Raw genomic sequence first — 19,159 nt, forward strand, 5'->3', positions numbered from 1 at the left:
GCCGGTCAGGCGGGCTCGGTGTCGCGGCGCAGGAAGTCGGCCAGCACCGGAGCCTGCACCGCTGCCGGTACGCCGTGCCACTCGCCGGGCAGGCTGCGTTGTTCGGCGGCGGGCAGCAGGGCGGCCGTGGTGGCGGCCATCGCGGTCAGGTCGGCCGTGCTGCCGGCGCTGTGCAGCACCAGCGTGGGGGTGGCCACCCGCCGCAGCAGTGCCGCGCCGGTGGCTTCGCTGAGCAGACTGTCGTACGCCAGGGTGTGCGCCACCGAGACCATGGCTGTCCAGTGCGGGGTGCCGCGCATCCCGGCCAGCAGGTCGTCCGGTACGCCGATCTCGGTGAGGAAGAACCCCACCGCCTCCTCGCCGCCCGACTCCCGCAGCTTCGCGGTGAAGGCCCGCGCCTCGGCGCGGTCGTCGTCCGTGTCCAGTGGCGGCTCCAACAGGGCCAATCGTCGTACGTCGACACCGGCGGCGGCCGTGTGCAGGGCGAGCAGACAGCCCGAGGAGTACCCGTACAGCGAGACCGGTGCTCCCGCCTCGGCGATCAGGGCGGCCAGGTCCTCGACCTCGCGCTGCGGGGCGTACGGCGGGGTGTCGCCGCTGTCCCCGCGGCCGCGCCGGTCGTAGCGGTAGACCGTGAAGTCCTGGGCCAGCAGGACGGCCAACTCGTCCAGGGGGCTGTTGGCCCGGAAGTGCCCGGCGGCGTCGATGAGGATCAGCGCCGGGCCGGCACCCTCCCGTTCGTAGGCGATCCGCGTCCCGTCCCGGGAGGTTACGAACGGCATGGGGTCCTCCGGGCTACGGCCGCAGGGGGGCGTTGCAGGCGGCGACGAGGGCCTGACGGCAGGCCGTGGTCAGGGGGCGCAGGGCGGCATCGCGCTGCTGGGCCTCGTGGTTGTTGACCGCACCGCCGGGTGCGGCGTGCCCGGCCAGGGCCAGCACCCGGTCGAGTACGGCGGCCCGGGCGAACAACCGGCGCGATCGCGGGTCGAAGCCGGGCGGCAGGTCGGTGGTGCCGTCCGGGCGGCGCAGGGCCTCCAGGGCCCCGGCCAGCTCGGGACGCCACTGGGCGATGTCCAGTCGGGTCAGTGCCGCGGTCGTGTCGGCGAGCGCGGCGGCCAGCTCCGCCTCCGCCTCGGCAGCGCCGGGCAGGGTGAGCGCGGCGGCCGGGGCGTTGGCCGGCAGGGGGTACACCCGCCAGAGCACGGTCTCGAAGGTGTCCCCGGAGCCGGAGGTGTGCACCCGTACCTCCGGGATCAGGCCCATCGGGCCGGCGATGACGGCCTCGCCGGTGACCAGGGCGGCCCCGGCGAAGTCACCCGGGCCGGGCAGGCCACGGGGGTCGCCCGGGGCCGGCAGCACCAGCCGGATCTCGTCCGGCGAGAGCTTGGCCAGGGTGGGCAGGGCCTCCCGCAAGGGCACGTCCGTCCAGGTGCCGGGTGCGTCGGCGACCAGGTGCTCCTCGTCACCGGCGACCTCGTCGGCGACTTCGTCGAAGGGCACCAGGCCGGCGCGCCATGCGCGCACCCAGGCAACGAACCGGCTCGACCGGCGCGGCGCAAGGATGGCCGCACCCGCAGCGGGGGTGGACATGCCGAAAGAGTACGTGTTCTTGCCCGCCCCTGTCTCGACTGCCGCACTCCACCCCTTCCCACCCCCTCCCACCCCGCCCCTCCCACCCCCGCCATCTCCCCGTCGATCATGCACTTTTGGTCGCTGGTTCATGCACTTCTGCACCTTTCGTCGCGACGCTAAGTGCATGATCGGCGGCCAGAGGGCGGGGTGGGCGGCGCGTCGAGATGTGGGGTCGGGTGGGTGGGACTAGCGTGCCGGGGATGGGGCGGCGGTATGGCGAGGACGTTCTGGCGGGGGACTGGCGGCGGCGGAAGGTGATTCCGGAGGTCGACGCCGAGGCGGACCTGGTGGTCGAGGACGCCGATTCGGGTTTCTGTGGCGCGGTGGTCGGGTTCGAGTCCGGTGCGGTGGTGCTGGAGGACCGGCACGGTAAGCGGCGCAACTTCCCGCTGCGTCCCGCCGCCTTCCTGCTCGACGGTCAGCCGGTCACCCTGCGCCGACCCGCCCGGGCGCCGGTGCCGGCCGCGCGTCGGCGTACCGCCTCGGGTTCCGTAGCGGTCGAGGGGGCACGCGCCCGCGTCGCCCGGGCCAGTCGGATCTGGGTGGAGGGGGTGCACGACGCCGCCCTGGTCGAGCGGATCTGGGGTGACGACCTGCGCATCGAGGGTGTGGTGGTGGAACCCCTGGAGGGCATCGACGACCTCGACGCCGCGGTACGCGAGTTCGGCCCGGCCCCGCACCGGCGGCTCGGCGTTCTCGTCGACCATCTCGTGCCCGGCTCGAAGGAGAGCCGGATCGTGGCCCGGGTGACCTCGCCGCATGTGCTGGTCACCGGGCATCCGTACGTCGATGTGTGGCAGGCGGTGAAGCCGGCGGCGCTGGGCATCCGGGCGTGGCCGGTGGTGCCGCCGGGGCGGCCGTGGAAGGAGGGGGTCTGCGCGGCGCTGGGGGTCGCCGAGCCGGCCGACATGTGGCGGCACATCCTGTCCCGGGTCAACACCTACGCGGAGGTGGAGACCCCGCTGATCAACGCCATGGAGCGGTTGATCGATTTCGTCACCGAGCCGGGCTGATCCGCGCCCTCGGCGGTCTGTGTCGGGCGGGGCCGCAGGCGCTACGGTGTACCGCCTGATCCCTACCACTCCCGGGGGTGCCGGTTGAGCCGCTTCGAGCAGCCGCGACGGCGGGTGCGTCAGGCGTTCCAGGTGGGACGCGCGTCCGTACGCGCCGCCCGCGAGCGACAGCGCGAACGAGCGGCGATCCGCGCCCAAGAGGCGGTCGCCGTCCCGCCGCCCTGGCAGCCCGTGCCGCCGGTCGACGGCGGTGGCTCGACGACCAGCCGGGACGACTCCGATGTGCCGAAGGCACTGCGGATCGCCGCCGCCTGGTCCTGGCGGCTGATCGTGATCGGGGTGGTCGGCTGGGCGCTGCTGCGCCTGATGGGCACCGTTCGCATCGTCATCGTTCCCCTGCTGGTGGCCCTGCTGCTGACCGCCCTGCTGGCCCCGGCGGTCGGGTGGCTGCTGCGGTTGCGGGTACCCCGGAGCCTGGCCACTGCGGTGGTGCTGATCAGCGGGCTCGGCGCGGTGGTGGGCACCCTGACCCTGGTGGTCAACCAGTTCATCGTCGGTCTGCCCGACCTGAGTGTGCGGGCCTCGGCCGGCATCGGGCAGATCCAGGACTGGTTGCGCGACGGCCCCCTCGGGCTGTCCGACGGGCAGCTCAACGGCTACGTCGAGGCCGGCCAGAAGTGGATCAACGAGAACAGTCAGTCCCTGACCAGCGGGGCGATCAACACCGCCGGCACGGTGTTCGAGGTGTTCACCGGCACCCTGCTGGTGCTGTTCGCGATGTTCTTCTTCCTGCGCGACGGTGACCGGATCTGGCGGTTCCTGGTCGGGATGCTGCCGGTGGCGGCCCGTTGGCGGGCCGACGACGCCGGTCGGGCCTCCTGGTTGACCCTGGTGGCCTACGTCCGGGCCACCGTGCTGGTGGCCTTCATCGACGCGCTGGGCATCGGGATCGCCCTGGTGCTGTTCGACGTGCCGTTCGCCTTCCCACTGGCCGCACTGGTGTTCCTCGGCGCCTTCATCCCGATCGTCGGTGCCACCCTGTCCGGTGCGGTGGCGGTGCTGGTCGCCCTGGTCGACAGCGGCTGGGTCACCGCCCTGGCGATTCTCGGGGCGGTGATCGTGGTGCAGCAGCTGGAGGGCAACGTCCTCCAGCCCTGGATCATGGGTCGGGCGGTGGCCCTGCACCCGCTGCCGGTGGTGCTGGCGGTGACCGCCGGGGTGGTGCTCGACGGCATCGTCGGAGCACTCGTCGCCGTACCGTTGATCGCCGTGCTCAACACCGCGGTCCGCCGCCTGGCCCGCCGCCCCCCGGAACCGGCCCCGCCGGTCCCGGACGCGGTGGTCGTCCGCTCCACCGCGCCATAACACCCCCCACCCCGACCCGGGCCCGCTGCGTTGATCATGAGGTTAGCGGTGGGGACAGCGCTTTCCTGTGCCGGTAACCTCATGATCAACGCGGGTGGGCGGGCGGGTCAGGGGACTTGGTCGGGGGATCGGGTGAAGACGAAGGTGGCGATGTCCAGGGTCACCGGGCGGCCCGTCTGGTCGCGGAGCACGGCCAGCACCTCGCCGTGTTCCTCGCCGCTGACGGCCCGCCAGCGGTCCGGGCCTTCCGGGCGGTAGCGGCTGACCGGATCACCCGGCATGGTCCCGACCAGTTCCCCGGTAGTGGCGTCCCAGACGAGGTCCAGGGGAATGCCCATCCACCACCAGCGGCCGGTCAGGGCGGCCACGTCGGCCGGGGGCGGTGTGTCGACCGGCGACCAGGCTCGGGGCGGCGTCGGTTCGGCGTCCAGGACCTGGGTGAGCAGCTGCCGGCCCAGGGTGCCGAGACCGCCGACCCGGAAGGCGTACGCGTTGGCGAAACCGACCACCGCGGTACGACTGGGGCGATGCACCTCCAGCACGGCCAGGTAACCGGGCATCGAGCCGCCGTGTCCGGCGTACACCCGCTCGCCCTCGCGGTGCAGTGCCAGTCCGAGCCCGCGTCCGGCCCGCCAGGAGTCCAGGTCGACCATCGCCATCGGGGCGCACATCTCGTCCAGGGTCTGCGGGGCCAGGACGGCCGGATCGGGCTCGGCCAGGAAGGCCGCCCAGCGGGCCAGGTCCGCCACGGTGGACCAGAGCTGCCCGGCCGGTGCCATGGCCCCGGTGTCCGTAAGCGGTTCCTCCCGCAGGGTGTCGTGCCACGGGTGCACCACATAGCCGGGGGCGAACGGCGCGGTGGCGGCGTAGGTGGTGCGATGCATCCCCAGGGGGTCGAGGATCCGCTCCCGCAGCAGTTGCTCCCACGGGGTCTTCGTGATCCGTTCCAGGGCCCCGCCGAGCAGCCCGTACGCCAGGTTGGAGTAGTGGAAGGCGCGGTGCGGGGGGTACGCGACCTTCGCGGCGGAGAATCCGGCCAGCAGCGTACGTAGATCGACCCCGTCGCTACGTTCCCACCACGGTCCGTCCGGCTCCCGTTGCAGACCGCTGATGTGTCCGAGCAACTGCCGCAGGGTGACCGGCCCGGCCGCCTCGGCCTCCGGCAGATGCCGCCGCAGGGGGTCGTCGAGCGCCAGCCGACCGGCGTCGCGTTCCTGCATGATCAGCGCCGCGGTCATCGTCTTGGTGATCGAACCGATCCGAAACTGCAGGTCGGCGTCGGGAGTCGGGTGGGTGCCGGCGGCGCTCAGATGGACCAGAGCGCCGTCGCGGATCACCCCGACGATCAATGACGGAACGTGACCGGTCAACTGGGCCTCGGCCACCAGGACGTCGAGCTGACGGGCGGTTTCCGGACGTAGCGACATCTTCTACCCTCCGTAGTGGTGACCGAGAGCTTACGATCATGTCAATTCGATGACACGTGCATTCCCATGTCACGATCGTGTTATGGATGCCGTGTTCTGGATCGTGCTGGGCGTGGTGCTGGCGGTCGCTGAGATCTTCACGGCGACCCTGTTCGTGCTCATGTTCGCGGTCGGTGCGTTCGCCGCTGCCGGTGCCGCCGCGCTCGGTGCTCCGGTGGCGGTGCAGGCGGTCGTCTTCGCGGCCGTCTCGGCGCTGACCGTCCTGGCGGCGCGGCCGGTGATCCGGCGACACAGGCAGTCGGCGTTGGAGAGCGGCGACACCGCGTTCGGGATCGAGGCGATCGAGGGCTCCACCGCCCTGGTGTTGGAGCAGGTCGACTCGGACAAGGGCATGGTGAAGATCGACGGCGAGGTGTGGACCGCCCGAGCCTACGACGGCACCCAGGTTTTGGCTCCCGGCGAACGGGTGCAGGTTATTCAGGTCAAGGGAGCGGTAGCCCTGGTCTGGCGGGATGTTGCGACGCCCACTGAGCTACCCGAAGTGGAGAGGTGACCGGATGGAACTCGTGATTCCCGTCCTTTTGATAGGTATCGCCCTGATCGGGGTGATCACCCTGGCCAAGGCGCTGCGGATCGTCCCGCAGCAGCGCCAGGACGTGGTCGAGCGGCTGGGTCGCTACAAGCGCACCCTCAACCCGGGGCTGAACCTGCTCGTGCCGTTCGTCGACTCGGTGCGTACCAAGGTCGACATGCGGGAGCAGGTGGTCAGCTTCCCGCCGCAGCCGGTGATCACCTCGGACAACCTGGTCGTGTCGATCGACACCGTCCTCTACTTCAAGGTGGTCGACTCGGTCCGGGCCACCTACGAGATCTCCAACTTCCTCCAGGCCATCGAGCAGCTCACCGTCACCACGCTGCGTAACGTGATCGGTTCGCTGGACCTGGAGCGCGCGCTCACCAGCCGCGAGGAGATCAACCGGCACCTGTCCGGCGTACTGGACGAGACCACCGGCCGGTGGGGCATCAAGGTGACCCGGGTAGAGATCAAGGCGATCGAGCCGCCGCCGAGCATCCGCGACTCGATGGAGAAGCAGATGCGCGCCGAGCGGGACCGCCGTGCCGCGATCCTCAACGCCGAGGGGCACAAGCAGTCGCAGATCCTCACCGCCGAGGGTGAGAAGCAGGCCGCGGTGCTGCGCGCCGACGGTGACCGCCAGGCCCGGATCCTCCAAGCCGAGGGTCAGGCCAAGGCGATCCGGACCGTGTTCGACGCGATCCACACCGCCAACCCGAGCCAGAAGGTGCTCGCCTACCAGTACCTCCAGGCCCTGCCGCAGATCGCCAACGGCACCGCCAACAAGGTGTGGATCGTGCCGGCCGAGCTGACCAAGGCCCTGGAGGGCATGGGCGGCGCACTCGGCGGGCTGAGCCAGATGGTCGGCGACGCGCCGAGCCCGAAGGCCTCCGACGACGCCAGCGCGGTCGAGCGCGAGGCCGCCGAGGCGGCGCAGGCCGCCGCCGCTGCCGCCCAGGAGATCCACAACGAGGTACGGGTGGCCGAGGCGCAGGCCACCGGCGGCAAGGCCCCGCAGGGGCTGCCCGCGCCGGAGCCGGTCTCGCCGACGAGCCTGCTCAACGACCCGGCCGACCAGCGCGAGCGCGGCTGATCCGTCCGCCGGCGGGCGCGCCCATCCCCTGGGCGCGCCCGCCGTTTCGCCGTTATGGCGCGGTCCGGCTGGCGTGGTCCCCGCCGTTACGCCGTAACGGCGCGGTCCGGCCCGCCTTGACCCCGCCGTTTCGGCGTAACGGAGTCGATCTTCGGCATCGGTAATGCGAGAAAGCCTCATGGCGGGCTGCGGTGTTTGCCACCATCGGTCGTAGGGCCGGTCCGGCCTGGGGCACCGGGGCGCTCTCGGGTGCGTCCCGCGCGAGGTCTGTGGATGAGCGAGGTGAGGCATGGATCCGCTGCGCCGTTTGTGGTCCGCGCCGCAGGTGCCGGGCAAGCACGATCCCCAGGGCCCGTTGGGTACCCGGCGGACCGGGGGTGGCTTCGGGGTACTGCCCTTCGTCGACGACCCGGGCCCACCCAGGCCGGCCACCAACGCCAGTTGGGCCTGGTCACTGCGCCGGCTGGCCCGAGCGGCGGTCTGGCTGCTGCCGGCGTACGCGATTCTTTATGGTCTGGTCGCGATGGCCAGCGACGGCGGGGTCGGCAATGATCCCTACCCGGCCGACGGGCGGGCCCTGTACCTGGTAGGCTGGGTGGCCGCGGTCTGGCTCGGCCTGCTGGCCCTGCTCGGGCTGACCGGCCTGCTGGCCGCCACCCGCAGCCGTCATTCCGCCGTCGCCGGACTGCTGATCAGCATCGCCGGTACGGTGCTGATGCTGCCGTTCGCCGGGCTGGCCGAACAGACACCGGTCTTCGGTACCACCGCACGGACCCTGGTGCTGGTGGGCGCCACCTGCTACAGCCTGGGCTGGCTGTGCACCGGTTGGGCGGTGGCCCGGTCGGGGGCGTTCAGCATCGGCGACGGCGTCATGCTGATGATCGCCAGCCCGCTGCTGGGTCTGGGGGGCGCGTTGATCGGTTCCTTGCAGACCTTCGGGGCGATCTTCGTGCTGATCGCCAGCATCGGCATCGCGTACCGTTCCGGGCGGCTGATGCCCCGGGAGATCCTCTACGACGCGGCCAGCGCCAGCGTCGCCACGGCCCGCCCACCCGGCCCGATCGGCCCCGGCCCGGCCTGACCAGGGCAAAGAGTGCTGGAGGCTTGCCGTGAATTGGCTGACAACCCGGCCGTTGAGGTGGTCGGTAGGTGGCTTTCGCGGCAATCCTGGGGACCATGGCCTCCCCTACGCCGCTGTCGCGGCTGTTCACCGTGCTGCTGACCGGCGTGCTCGCCGGACTCGTGCTGGCGGTCGCCGTACTGCCGGTCAATCTGGTGTTCGGCTTCGCCGCCCAGGCCGCGCTCGGTAACTACGCCGCACTGCCGGACGCCTTGCGGACCCCGGCCACCCCGCAACGTTCCTACCTCTACGCCAACGACGGCAAGACGTTGATCACCACGTTCTACGACGTCAACCGCACCGACGTGACGCTTGCCGAGATCGCGCCGGTGATGCGCCAGGCGATCGTGGCAGCCGAGGACCGCCGCTTCTACGACCACGGTGGCGTCGACCTGCGCGGCATGTTCCGGGCGCTGGTCCGCAACGTCACCTCCGGCACCGAGCAGGGTGGCTCGACGCTGACCATGCAGTACGTGCGCAACGTGCTCAAGACCGACCCGAACCGCACCGCCGAGGAACGGGCCGCGGCCACCGAGCAGACCGTCGGGCGCAAGATCCAGGAGATCCGGTACGCCAACGCCCTGGAACAGCGCCTCGGCAAGGACGAGATCCTCAACCGCTACCTCAACATCGCGTACTTCGGTTCCGGGGCGTACGGCATCGCTGCCGCCAGCCAGCGCTACTTCTCCAAGGCGCCGGCCGACCTGACCCTCGCCGAGGCGGCGTTGCTGGCCGGCCTGGTGCAGGCGCCGGAGGCGTACAGCCCGATCGACGGTGACGCCGACGCGGCGCTGACCCGGCGGGCGTACGTCCTGGATTCCATGGTCGCGACCGGGGCGATCACCGCCGAGCAGGCGAGAAGCGCGAAGGCCGAGAAGGTGAAGCTGGACCCCAGCGACCAGGCCAACGGCTGCGCAGCCACGGTCAGCTCCCGCGACGGGTGGGGCTTCTTCTGCGACTACCTGCGCCGTTGGTGGATGGAGCAGCCCGCGTTCGGCGACACCGTCGCCGAGCGGGAGCAGGCGCTGCGCCGGGGCGGCTACAGCGTGGTCACCACCCTCGACCCGAAGGTCCAGAAGACCGCGCAGCAGCAGGCCACAAGCATCTACGGGTACGACAACAAGCGCGCGGTGCCGATCGCCGCGGTCGAACCGGGCACCGGTCGGGTCCTCGCCATGGCGGTCAACCGGCACTACAGCCTCGACGACAACCCGGACGGGCAGCTCAACTACCCGAACACTGTCAACCCGCTGATCTCCGGTGGAGGCAGCGTCGCCGGATACCAGGCCGGCTCGACGTTCAAGCTGTTCACCATGCTCGCCGCGCTGGAGTCCGGCCGTACCCTGGCGACCGGTTTCGACGCGCCCAGCAGGCTGCCCACCCGGTACGCCGCCGGCACCGACGACAGCAGCTGCAACGGCCAGTGGTGCCCGGCGAACGCCAACCCGCAGTGGATGAACGGCTACCGGATGATGTGGGACGGCTTCGGCCGCTCGGTCAACACGTACTTCGTCTGGCTGGCCGAGCAGGTCGGCCAGGACAAGGTGGTCGAGATGGCCCAGCGGCTGGGCATCACCTTCCGCGCCGAGGCCGACGCGCGCTTTGCCGAGGACAACGCGTCCAACTGGGGGGCCTTCACCCTCGGCGTGTCCGCCACCACCCCGCTGGACCTGGCCAACGCGTACGCCACCGTGGCGGCCGAGGGCACGTACTGCGCGCCGTTGCCCGTGGTGTCGGTGACCGCGCCGGACGGGCAGCGGCTGCCGGTCGGTGACCCCTCCTGCCGGCAGGTGCTCGACCCGGACGTGGCGCGGGCCGCCACCGACGCGGCGCGCTGCCCGGTGGGTCAGCAGTCGGCGTTCGCGCAGTGCAACGGTGGTACGGCCACTGCGGTGAACCGCATCCTCGACGGGCGTCCGGTGGCCGGTAAGACCGGCAGCTCCGAGCAGGCCGCCACGGAGACCTTCGTCGGCTTCACCCCGCAGGTGGCGGTGGCCGGCATCGCCGCCAATCCGGACGACCCCACCGACCTGGTCGGCTCCGCCGTGCAGGCGCGGGTGATCGAGGCCGTCGCCCGGATCATCGCCACGGCGGTCGACGGCGAACCGGCCGAGTCCTTCACTGCCCCCAGCCGCGCTCTGGTCGGCGACCCCCGCCGTCCGGTCGAGCGCAGCCCGCTCGACGAGCGACGCCCGACCACCGAGCGAGGTCAGTCCGACCTGCCCCGCTGGCTGCAGAACCGGGGCTGACGGCCGCAGCGCCGGGCGCTCTGTGGGGCGACGAGCATGCTCTGGTGGGGCGACGGGCGTGCGCTGGTGGGGCGACGAGCATGCTCTGGTGGGGCGACGGGCGTGCTCTGTTAAGAAGGGGCCCTTCCTATACACGAGGCGTTAATAAGGTGCCCTTCCTTTCATGCTCGGCGGGGGCGGTAGGTGGTGACCATGGTGGGGAGGCCGCGGCGGACGATGCCGGCCCAGTCGGTGTCGCCGCGCAGCATGGCGGCGGCGGTCTTGCGGACCTGGTCGGCGGTGAAGTGCGGGGGCATCATCAGCTCGGCCGGGTCGACCAGGGCGTTGATGACGGTGGGGCGGTCCGCCTGCAGGGCTCGGTCCCAGGCGTCGTTCACCTGATCCGGGTGGTCGACCAGGTCGCCGCGGAGCCCGAGCACCTCGGCCCAGCGGTGGTACGCGATGTCGGGTAGCTGCTGGCTGTCCGGGAACATCGGGGTGCCCTCGCTGGAGCGCTGTTCCCAGCTGACGAAGGCCAGATCCCGGTTGTTGAGCACCAGCACCACGAACCGGGGGTCGGCCCAGCCCCGCCAGTACTTCGCCACCGTGATCAGTTCGTTGACCCCGTTCATCTGCATCGCCCCGTCCCCGATCAGGGCCACCAGCGGCCGGTCCGGGTGGGCGAACTTCGCGGCCAGGGCGTACGGCATGGCTCCGCCCATGGACAGCAGGGTGCCGGAGAGGCTGGCCAGCATCCCGGGGCGGACCTTGACGTGTCGGGCGTACCAGGCGGTGGTGGTGCCGCAGTCCACGGCGAGTAGCACGTCCTCGGGCAGCCGTTCGCTGAGGCTGGCGAACCACCGTTGCGGGTTGACCGGGTCGGCGTTCTGCTCGGCGAGTTTCCGCTGGGACTGCCGCCAGGCGGCGGTGGCCCCGGCGATGGTCTGTCGCCAGCGGGTCGGCCCGGGGCCGGGGCCCAGTTCGCGCAGCAGGGCCCGCAGGGTGGGTGCGGCGTCCCCGGTCAGGTTCACCTCGGTCGGGTACCGCAGGCCCAGTTGGGTGCCGTCGTGGTCGATCTGCACCCCCCGGGCCTGACCGGGTGGGGGATAGAACTCCGAGTACGGCATGTTGCTGCCGACGATCAGCAGCCGGTCGCACTCGTTCATCAGCTGCCAGCTAGGGCGGGTGCCGAGCAGACCGATCGCCCCGGTCACCCAGGGCTCCCGGTGGTCCACCACGGTGAACCCGAGCAGGGCGGTGGCCACCCCGGCGCCGAGGCGGTGGGCGATCTCGCGTACCTCGGTCTCGGCGCCGATCGCCCCTTGGCCGACCAGCATGGCCACCCGCTCGCCACCGCGCAGCACCTCGGCGGCGTGCCGGATGTCGGCCTCCGGCGGCACGGTCGGGCCGGTGCTGGGCACGCTGCTGGTGTGGTAGAAGCCGTGGGCGTGCGGTGGATCCGGGACGGCGGCCAGGTCCTGCACGTCCAGGGGGAGCACCAACGCGGCGACCGTACGCCGGGCCAGGGCCGTGCGGCAGGCCCGGTCCACCAGGTGCCGTACCTGGGAGGGATGGTCCAGTTGGGCCAGGAAGGCCGCCGCGACGTCCTTGTAGAGGGCCAGCAGGTCCACCTCCTGGTAGTAGCCTCCTCCCTCGGCGGTCGAGGCGGTGTGCCCGACCAGGGCCACCACCGGCTGGTGGTCCAGCTTGGCGTCGTACAGGCCGTTGAGGGCGTGGATGGCCCCCGGCCCGCTGGTGACCAGTACGGCCCCGATCGGCCCGCCGCCGTACTTGACGTGGGCCGAGGCGGCGAAGCCGGCGGTCTCCTCGTGGCGTACCTGGACGAACTGGGTCTGCTGGCCGGTGCGTTGCAGGGCGGAGGTCATGCCGTTGATGCCGTCGCCGGGGTAGCCGAAGTACCGGCGTACCCCCCAGCAGGCCAGTCGCTGCACGATGTGGTCCGCCACGGTGGCGTTGCGGGGCAGGGGCCACGGGTCGGCTGGCACCAGAGTGCCGACATGTCCTGCGCTCACCTGGGCCGCCTCTCGGGTAGTACCGGCGAACGCACATTCCCGGCACCACCCGGACGAAACACCCCGACGTGGGTCAGGTCCGGCGCGGATGGTGGTGAAGAAGGTCCACCGGCCGCCCGGGGACGTACCCGGGCGGTGCGTGAAGTCGGTAACCCCGGCTCACCCCGTCATGGTTCAGGGTCAGGGCATGTTGCCCTGGGCCCGGCGACACGGCGGGGGCCGCCCCCGTCGTCGTGGGTGGCGTTTGCACATCGCCACTACCACACGCCGCGGCCCCCACCACCAGGCAAACCGACACGCACCACCCGAGCAGCCGACGCATGCCGCCCCCTCCCGGCCGTTGGTCTGCCTCACTCTCACCGGCGGGCCGACACCCCGACAACCCTTTCGGCGTACGCCGAAAAGCACCCCGGGTCCCTCCGGCGTACCCGGAAAACGCTTGCCCCCCCTCGGCGTACGCCCGGAACTGCTGGCAACCTTGAGGGGTGATCTCCCTGCGGCTCACTGCGGCGGACCTGACCCGGATCCGGTTCGGTAGCCGTCCACATCCGGTCGGCAACACGATCCTGGCCAGCCAGGCCCTGCGGGATCCGGTGGTGGCCGCGCGGATGCCGGAGATGGCCGCCCGTGCCCAGGCCGCCTCGGCGAGCACCGCCGCCCTGCGCCACCTGCTGCCGGCCCGGGGCCTGCTGCCCGACTTCCTCACCCCGGTGCAGGGGATCGAGTCGGTGGCCGCCGGCATCGAGACCATCCGGGCCACCCCGCGTCGCCAGATCACCGCAGAGCTCACCGAGACGTACGCCAAACTGCCGCCCAGCCTGTGGCGGCGGCGGTTCGTGTCGGCCGACCCGGAGATGCTGGATCTGCTGATGACGGCGGTGGACCACTACTTCGACGCCGTGCTCGCCCCGGCCTGGTCGCACCTGACCGCGGCCCACCGGGCGCATGTCGACCTGCGGGCCCGCACCTACGCCCGATCCGGAGTGGACGGCCTGCTCAACGAACTGCACCCGGCGATCCGGTGGCGTCCGCCGATCCTGGAGATCGACAGTTGGTGGAGCGCGGAGCTGACCGGAAACGGTGAGGGCATCCTGCTCATCCCCGGTCCACTGGCCGGTCTGCGCCCCCGGGTGCTGGTCCGAACCGGACAGCCGGTGCTGCTGGTGTACCCGGTCATCGCCCCGCCCGAACCCCCACCGACCAGGACGGACCCCCTGGCCCAACTGCTCGGCGGCACCCGGGCGGCCGTGCTGCGCCGACTGGCCGAACCCGGCCGGCACACCACCACGGCGGTGGGTCGACACCTCGGCATCAGCGTCTCCTCGGCCTCCGAACACGCCGCCGCGCTGCGGGCCGCCGGGCTGATCACCAGCGAACGTCTCGGCGGCGCCAAGGTGCACCGGCTGACCCCCCTCGGCATCCACCTGCTAGCCGGTGACAGCCGTCCGCCGGGCGGGTAGCGGGCACCTCACCCGGATGGGTGACACTCGGAACATGTCGCTCAGCGCGCAGGACGTGGAACTGTTCGAGGGGGCCAGGGGTCGGCTGGAGGCGGTGGCCTACCGCCTGCTCGGCTCGGCCGGGGACGCCGAGGACATGGTCCAGGAGACCTTCCTGCGCTGGCAGGCCGCCGACCGCGCCCGGATCGAGCAGCCCGTGGCGTGGCTGACCAAGGTGCTCACCAACCTGTGCCTCAACCAGCTCACCTCGGCCCGGGCCCGGCGGGAGAGCTACGTGGGCATGTGGCTGCCGGAGCCCCTGCTGGCCGGGGACCGGATGCTCGGCCCGGTGGACACCGTGGAGCAGCGGGAATCGGTGTCCCTGGCGGTGCTGACCCTGATGGAGCGGCTGTCGGCCAATGAACGCGCCGTGTACGTGCTGCGGGCCGCCTTCGGCTACCCGCACGCGGAGATCGCCGAGATCCTCGACCTCACCGAGGCCAACTGTCAGCAGCTCTACCGGCGGGCCAAGCAGCACCTGGCCGCCGGTCGCCACCGCGTCCAGGTCGACCAGACCGCCGCCCGCAACATCGTGGCGGAGTTCCTGGCTGCCGCGAACAGTGGTCAGACCACACGGCTGGTCGAGTTGCTGACCGAGGACGCGGTGAGCGTCGGTGACGGTGGTGGGAAGGTCCCCGCCCGGTCCACCCCGGTCGTCGGTGCGCTGGCGGTGGCCAGGTTGCTGCGCGGACTCTTCCAGGCCGTCGACCTGCGGCGGAAGGTGCTCGGGGGATCCGCCACCATGTACGCCGAGATCGTCAACGGCGAACCGGCCGTGGTGGTCGTCGTCGGCGACCGGATCGTCGGGGTACTGGCGCTGGAGGTGACCCCCGAGGGGGTGGCGGCCGTGCGCGCCCAGGCCAACCCCGACAAGCTGGCCCGCATCACCCGGCTCTGGTCGGCCAGCCCCCCGGCCGAACCCGTCCTGGACCGGTGGTGACCGGGACCACACCCGATCCCTGTCAGCAATCGCCGGGCTGCCCGGTTCAGAAGGCGTACGCCGACGACCGGCCCCCAGCGGCCGGCGCGGCACCGCCCGCAGACAGGGAGTGGGAGCATGACCCATCGCATCGTCGTCCTCGGTGCCGGTTACGCCGGGGCGATCGCCGCAGGTCGCCTGGCCCGGCGACTGCACCCCGACCAGACCGAGATCACCGTCGTCAACGCCGCCGCCGACTTCGTCGAGCGGGTCCGCCTGCACCAACTCGCCGTCGGGGCGGATCTAGCCGTCCGTCCGCTGCGGGACCTCTACACCGGCACCGGGGTACGGGTCCGACTGGCCCGGGTCACCGGGGTCGATGTCGACCGCAGGATCGTCACCCTAGCCGAGGCCGACACCTCGTCCGAGATCGGCTACGACACCCTCGTCTACGCCCTGGGCAGCACCGCCGCCGAGCACCCCGGCGGCGCCGACCACGCCTACGACGTGGCCGGCGCCCAGTCCGCGCAGCGGCTGCGTGAACGCCTGGCCGCCCTGGAGGCGGGCGGCCGGGTACTGGTCGTCGGTGGGGGCCTCACCGGCCTGGAAGCGGCCACCGAGATCGCCGAGGCCCGACCTGACCTGCACGTCGCGCTCGCCACCCGGGGCGGCCTGGGTGACTGGCTGGACGAGGGGGCCCGCCGCCACCTGCGGAAGGTGTGCGACCGGCTGGGCATCACCGTCCACGAGCACACCGACATCACCGAGGTCCGGGCCACCGGCGCGGTCACCGGCACCGAGGGGCTCATCCCGGCCCAGGTGACCGTCTGGTGCGCCGGCTTCGCCGTACCCTCTCTGGTCGCCGGCATGGCCGTGCGGACCGCACCCACCGGGCAGATCCTCGTGGACGCCACCATGCGCTCGGTGTCGCACCCCGAGGTGTACGCCATCGGCGACGCCGCCTGCGCCGAGGGGCCGGGCGGCAGGCCGCTGCGGATGTCCTGCGCCTCCGGAGTCCCGATGGCCTGGCAGGCGGCGGACGCCATCGCGGCCCGGTTGACCGGTCGGCCGGTGCCCAGGATGTCGATCCGCTACTACAACCAGTGCATCAGCCTCGGCCGACGGGACGGCATCACCCAGTGGGTGACCGCCGACGACCGGGCCAGGGGGGTGCACTTCCGGGGCTGGTGGGCCGCCCGCTACAAGGAACTCGTCTGTCGGGGCGCGGCCTGGGGGGTGTCCCACCCGACGCTCATGCTGCCGACCCGTCGCCGTCGCCTCAGCCCGGCCATCGAACCCCGCCACGCCCGTCCACCGGCCCTCGAGGCCAAGGAAATTTGAGTAGGGTGTGCCGCACGGGCGGCCCGGGCAGCACGTGGTAGCTGGTCCACCAGGGTGAGTCCCCCGGAGATCATGACCACGACGACACGCGATTGGGCGGCCTGAGAATGGGACCTCTGCGATACTCCATCAATCTCACGGTGGACGGATGCAGCGATCACCTGGCGGTGGAACCCGACGAGGAACTGCACCGCCACCACATGGAGAACCTCACCCGGGCCGATGCCCTGCTGTTCGGTCGGGTGATCTACGAGATGATGGAGCAGGCGTGGCGGCCGTCCGCTGCGGCGGTGTCCAGGCCGGAGTGGACGGAACCCTTCGCACGGACCATCGACGCGGCGAAGAAGTACGTCGTGTCGAGCACCCTGGAGCGGGTCGACTGGAACGCCGAGCTGGTGCGGGGAGATCTGCGTACCGCCGTAGAGCAGATCAAGGAGCGGTGCCCCGGCGGGGTGTTCGTCTCCGGGGTGCAGCTTCCGACGACCCTGGCCGAGCTGGGGCTGATCGACGAGTACGAGTTCGTGGTGCATCCCCGGATCGCGGGTCGCGGGCCGCGACTGTTCGAGGGGCTGGCGAAACATGTCGACCTGAAGCTGGTCGGCCGGTCCGAGTTGGCCTCCGGAGCGGCGGTGATACGGTACGCCCCGGCCTAGGTGACGACGCTCGTCCAGGCCACCCGCAACGACAACGACCCGGCCAGGCTTCTCGCGCCTGGCCGGGTCGGTCGTGTCTGACTAGGCTGATCTGCGGTACCGGTCAGTGCCGTTTGGCCAGTTCGAGGAAGGACCGCCAGGCGGTGGGGTCGAAGGCGAGCACCGGCCCGGCCGGGTCCTTGCTGTCGCGTACGGCAACCACGCCCACCAGATTGTCAGCCACCTCGACACAGTCTCCGCCGGAGGAATTGCTGCGGGTGGCCTTCCGCCAACGGGCGTCACTGAGGTCCATGCTGGCTCTCAACTTCCTTGATGAGGTCGATGGAGAGGTCTTCGGGAAGGGCGACCGTCCGCACACCCTCCCATTTGCCGAGAAGCTTAAGCACCTTCTCGTCGGTGTCAGCCGCCTCGCCGCCGAGCTGGCTGTCCAGGTGCCCGATCCAGGTGCCGTCGGGCAGCATGGCGAGCAGCAGTGGCCCGTCCAGGCCGACGTGCAGGCCGGTGCGGGCCGGGATGATGTGGATGTGGACGTGCGGTAGCTCGGTCATCCGCAGCAGATGCGCCAGTTGCTCGGCCATGATGGCGTTGGTGCGGCGTAGCGCCGCCTCGTCGATCACCGCGAAGACCTGAGGTGGGCGCTCGCGGCGCAGGATCTCCTGGCGTTCCAGTCGGGCCGCCACCTGCTGCTCGATCTCCTGCTCGGGGCAGGTGTCGTCAAACCGCAGCACCGCCCGCGCGTAGTTCTCGGTCTGAAAGAGACCCGGAATCAGGGTCGGATTGAAGTAGCGCAGTTGTTTGGCGGCGCGTTCGGCTTTCAGCCAGGGCATGAACCAGGCGGGTTGGCTGTCCTGCTGGGCGGTACGCAGCAGAGACTCGAAGAGACCGCCGGTTTCCAGGATCTCGTCCGCGCGGCGGGCGTAGGGCAGGTCCACCGGGCGGGTGCCGGTCTCCACGGCGGACACTGTGGAGGCGGAGTAGTTCGTGCGTTTGCCGAACTCCTCCTGGTTCATGCCGGCCAGGGCCCGCTGCTTGCGTAGCTGGACCCGGATCAGATCCACGCTCTGTTCACCTTCCACCGCACCCCCAGGGGCCTCGTCAAGATCGCCAACTGTCGCCGAGTGGTGGCCGTGATCCACGCAGTGTCACCGCGGTCAGGCTCGATGCGTTCCGAGGGTAGCGGTGTGATCAGCAGACTGTCACGTAAGCGGATCCGCTCCCATCCAGCAGGGACGGGGCGGGTTCTGCCCCGGGGCCGCCCCGCGCCTTCCCCCCCCCCCCCCCCCGCGTCGGGGTGGCCCCGGTTCCATCGCTCGCTCTGGGTGCGTTTGTTGCTGCCAGGGCGACAAGAAACGCACCCAAAGATGCCGGCCCTGGGAGGTCATAGGTGATCACCACGCGGTTGCCGGGGGCGGGCCGTGGGCCGTACCCGGATCGTCCTCGGCGGGTCGGCGCGGACCCGCCGCACACCCCGCTGCGTCCGATGTGGTGCTGCCGGGCCTGCGGGCAGCCGTGGCCGTGTGCCACCGCGCGGCTGTTGCTGCACACGGAGTACGCCCACAACCGCACCGGCCTGTCGATCTACCTGGCCGGGCTGATGTACGAGGCCATGCGCGATCTGTACCACCTCAACCCGCACGACGGCCCGGACCCGACGAGCCTGTTCAACCGGTTCCTCGGCTGGGGATCGCCGCGTGGTCCGGGGCCTGGAGGGAGTCGATGATCAGGCGTTCGACCTCCGCCCAGGTGGGTGTGGGGTGACCGTAGTCGGGGACCGGGCGGCGCTGGGGGCCGAAGAAGTACTGGTGCTCGACGGTGCCCTGGATCGCGGCGTGCACCTCGGGATGGTCGTCGACGAAGTGGGTGAGGGTCAGGTCCAGGCAGTGGGACCGCTTGTCGGCCCGAGCCCGGCAGAACCGGACCTGCCGGGGGTCGACCCCGGTGCGGGTGTAGAAGTCGTGCGCGGCCAGCCAGCGCAGGGTACGGGCCTGCACCCGGGGGCCGCACTTGGAGATCAGCCAGACCCGGCCGTCGAAGTGGGGGACCAGTCGGGCGATGGTCGCCACCGCCTCGGGTACCTCGGGGGTGGCCAGCATGGCCGCCTCGTCGCCGCTGAAGAAGGCGGTGTCGTCGCCGCTGGGATGGGCGGAGCCGTCGATGATGACCCGGCCGATGTCGATGCCGAGTCGGGGAAGGTGCGCGTTCATGTGGCCCAGCATCGGCGGCATCGGGCGTACGCAGAACTATTGTTCTTTCGCCCATCTA

Annotated in this window: 18 protein-coding genes; 11 read left to right on the top strand and 7 right to left on the bottom strand. The window is 71.4% G+C overall.

The features are described from left to right. Positions 1 to 5 precede the first annotated feature (5 nt). Complete coding sequence (locus OIE53_RS03145) at positions 6 to 782, bottom strand: alpha/beta fold hydrolase (protein ID WP_327025047.1); 777 nt, start codon at positions 780 to 782, stop codon at positions 6 to 8. 13 nt (positions 783 to 795) lie between these two features. Continuing rightward, the gene (locus OIE53_RS03150; RefSeq protein WP_327025048.1) at positions 796 to 1,590 is read right to left on the bottom strand and encodes a hypothetical protein; all 795 of its coding nucleotides are present in this window, start codon (positions 1,588 to 1,590) and stop codon (positions 796 to 798) included. Positions 1,591 to 1,832: 242 nt separating this feature from the next. On the opposite strand from OIE53_RS03150, the gene OIE53_RS03155 reads away from it, so the two are divergent. Further along, complete coding sequence (locus OIE53_RS03155; protein WP_327025049.1) at positions 1,833 to 2,645, top strand: DUF3097 domain-containing protein; 813 nt, start codon at positions 1,833 to 1,835, stop codon at positions 2,643 to 2,645. Positions 2,646 to 2,729: 84 nt separating this feature from the next. After that, complete coding sequence (locus OIE53_RS03160) at positions 2,730 to 4,010, top strand: AI-2E family transporter (protein WP_327025050.1); 1,281 nt, start codon at positions 2,730 to 2,732, stop codon at positions 4,008 to 4,010. Positions 4,011 to 4,117: 107 nt separating this feature from the next. Here OIE53_RS03160 and OIE53_RS03165 read toward each other — a convergent pair whose 3' ends face one another. After that, complete coding sequence (locus OIE53_RS03165; protein ID WP_327025051.1) at positions 4,118 to 5,437, bottom strand: serine hydrolase domain-containing protein; 1,320 nt, start codon at positions 5,435 to 5,437, stop codon at positions 4,118 to 4,120. Positions 5,438 to 5,519: 82 nt separating this feature from the next. On the opposite strand from OIE53_RS03165, the gene OIE53_RS03170 reads away from it, so the two are divergent. The 4 genes from OIE53_RS03170 (at position 5,520) to OIE53_RS03185 (ending at position 10,473) form a co-directional block, all read left to right on the top strand. After that, positions 5,520 to 5,990: an NfeD family protein gene (locus tag OIE53_RS03170; protein WP_327025052.1), complete on the top strand. Its 471-nt coding sequence runs from the start codon at positions 5,520 to 5,522 to the stop codon at positions 5,988 to 5,990. A 4-nt stretch (positions 5,991 to 5,994) separates the two neighbouring features. Beyond that, positions 5,995 to 7,104: an SPFH domain-containing protein gene (locus tag OIE53_RS03175; protein ID WP_327025053.1), complete on the top strand. Its 1,110-nt coding sequence runs from the start codon at positions 5,995 to 5,997 to the stop codon at positions 7,102 to 7,104. 289 nt (positions 7,105 to 7,393) lie between these two features. After that, the gene (locus OIE53_RS03180; RefSeq protein WP_327025054.1) at positions 7,394 to 8,185 is read left to right on the top strand and encodes a hypothetical protein; all 792 of its coding nucleotides are present in this window, start codon (positions 7,394 to 7,396) and stop codon (positions 8,183 to 8,185) included. A gap of 95 nt (positions 8,186 to 8,280) precedes the next feature. Then, a complete protein-coding gene (locus tag OIE53_RS03185; protein WP_327027052.1) occupies positions 8,281 to 10,473 on the top strand; it encodes a transglycosylase domain-containing protein in 2,193 nt (730 codons plus the stop codon). A 161-nt stretch (positions 10,474 to 10,634) separates the two neighbouring features. Here the strand turns inward: OIE53_RS03185 and OIE53_RS03190 are convergent, their stop codons facing one another. Then, on the bottom strand, positions 10,635 to 12,485 hold the full coding sequence (locus tag OIE53_RS03190; protein WP_327025055.1) for a thiamine pyrophosphate-requiring protein: 1,851 nt from the start codon (positions 12,483 to 12,485) through the stop codon (positions 10,635 to 10,637). 485 nt (positions 12,486 to 12,970) lie between these two features. Here OIE53_RS03190 and OIE53_RS03195 point away from each other — a divergent pair, with 485 nt between their 5' ends. From OIE53_RS03195 to OIE53_RS03210, 4 genes are all read left to right on the top strand, one after another. Continuing rightward, a complete protein-coding gene (locus OIE53_RS03195; protein ID WP_327025056.1) occupies positions 12,971 to 13,945 on the top strand; it encodes an ArsR/SmtB family transcription factor in 975 nt (324 codons plus the stop codon). 34 nt (positions 13,946 to 13,979) lie between these two features. Then, a complete protein-coding gene (locus tag OIE53_RS03200; RefSeq protein ID WP_327025057.1) occupies positions 13,980 to 14,924 on the top strand; it encodes an RNA polymerase sigma-70 factor in 945 nt (314 codons plus the stop codon). Between the two features lie 117 nt (positions 14,925 to 15,041). After that, complete coding sequence (locus OIE53_RS03205) at positions 15,042 to 16,244, top strand: NAD(P)/FAD-dependent oxidoreductase (RefSeq protein WP_327025058.1); 1,203 nt, start codon at positions 15,042 to 15,044, stop codon at positions 16,242 to 16,244. A gap of 107 nt (positions 16,245 to 16,351) precedes the next feature. Then, entirely contained in the window at positions 16,352 to 16,897 is a 546-nt protein-coding gene (locus OIE53_RS03210; RefSeq protein WP_327025059.1) for a dihydrofolate reductase family protein, read from the top strand. A 103-nt stretch (positions 16,898 to 17,000) separates the two neighbouring features. On the opposite strand, the gene OIE53_RS03215 is transcribed toward OIE53_RS03210, so the two are convergent. After that, entirely contained in the window at positions 17,001 to 17,189 is a 189-nt protein-coding gene (locus OIE53_RS03215; RefSeq protein ID WP_327025060.1) for a DUF397 domain-containing protein, read from the bottom strand. Continuing rightward, the gene (locus tag OIE53_RS03220) at positions 17,176 to 17,973 is read right to left on the bottom strand and encodes a helix-turn-helix domain-containing protein (RefSeq protein ID WP_327025061.1); all 798 of its coding nucleotides are present in this window, start codon (positions 17,971 to 17,973) and stop codon (positions 17,176 to 17,178) included. Before OIE53_RS03220 ends, OIE53_RS03215 begins: the two co-directional genes overlap by 14 nt. A 308-nt stretch (positions 17,974 to 18,281) precedes the next feature. Here OIE53_RS03220 and OIE53_RS03225 point away from each other — a divergent pair, with 308 nt between their 5' ends. Beyond that, complete coding sequence (locus OIE53_RS03225) at positions 18,282 to 18,617, top strand: hypothetical protein (protein ID WP_327025062.1); 336 nt, start codon at positions 18,282 to 18,284, stop codon at positions 18,615 to 18,617. Here the strand turns inward: OIE53_RS03225 and OIE53_RS03230 are convergent. Then, positions 18,559 to 19,101, bottom strand: a complete 543-nt coding sequence (locus tag OIE53_RS03230; protein ID WP_327025063.1) for a hypothetical protein — start codon at positions 19,099 to 19,101, stop codon at positions 18,559 to 18,561. The two genes, OIE53_RS03225 and OIE53_RS03230, sit on opposite strands and share 59 nt — an antisense overlap. Positions 19,102 to 19,159: the final 58 nt, after the last annotated feature.

The sequence above is a fragment of the Micromonospora sp. NBC_01739 genome (assembly GCF_035920385.1).
Classification (GTDB): Bacteria; Actinomycetota; Actinomycetes; order Mycobacteriales; family Micromonosporaceae; genus Micromonospora.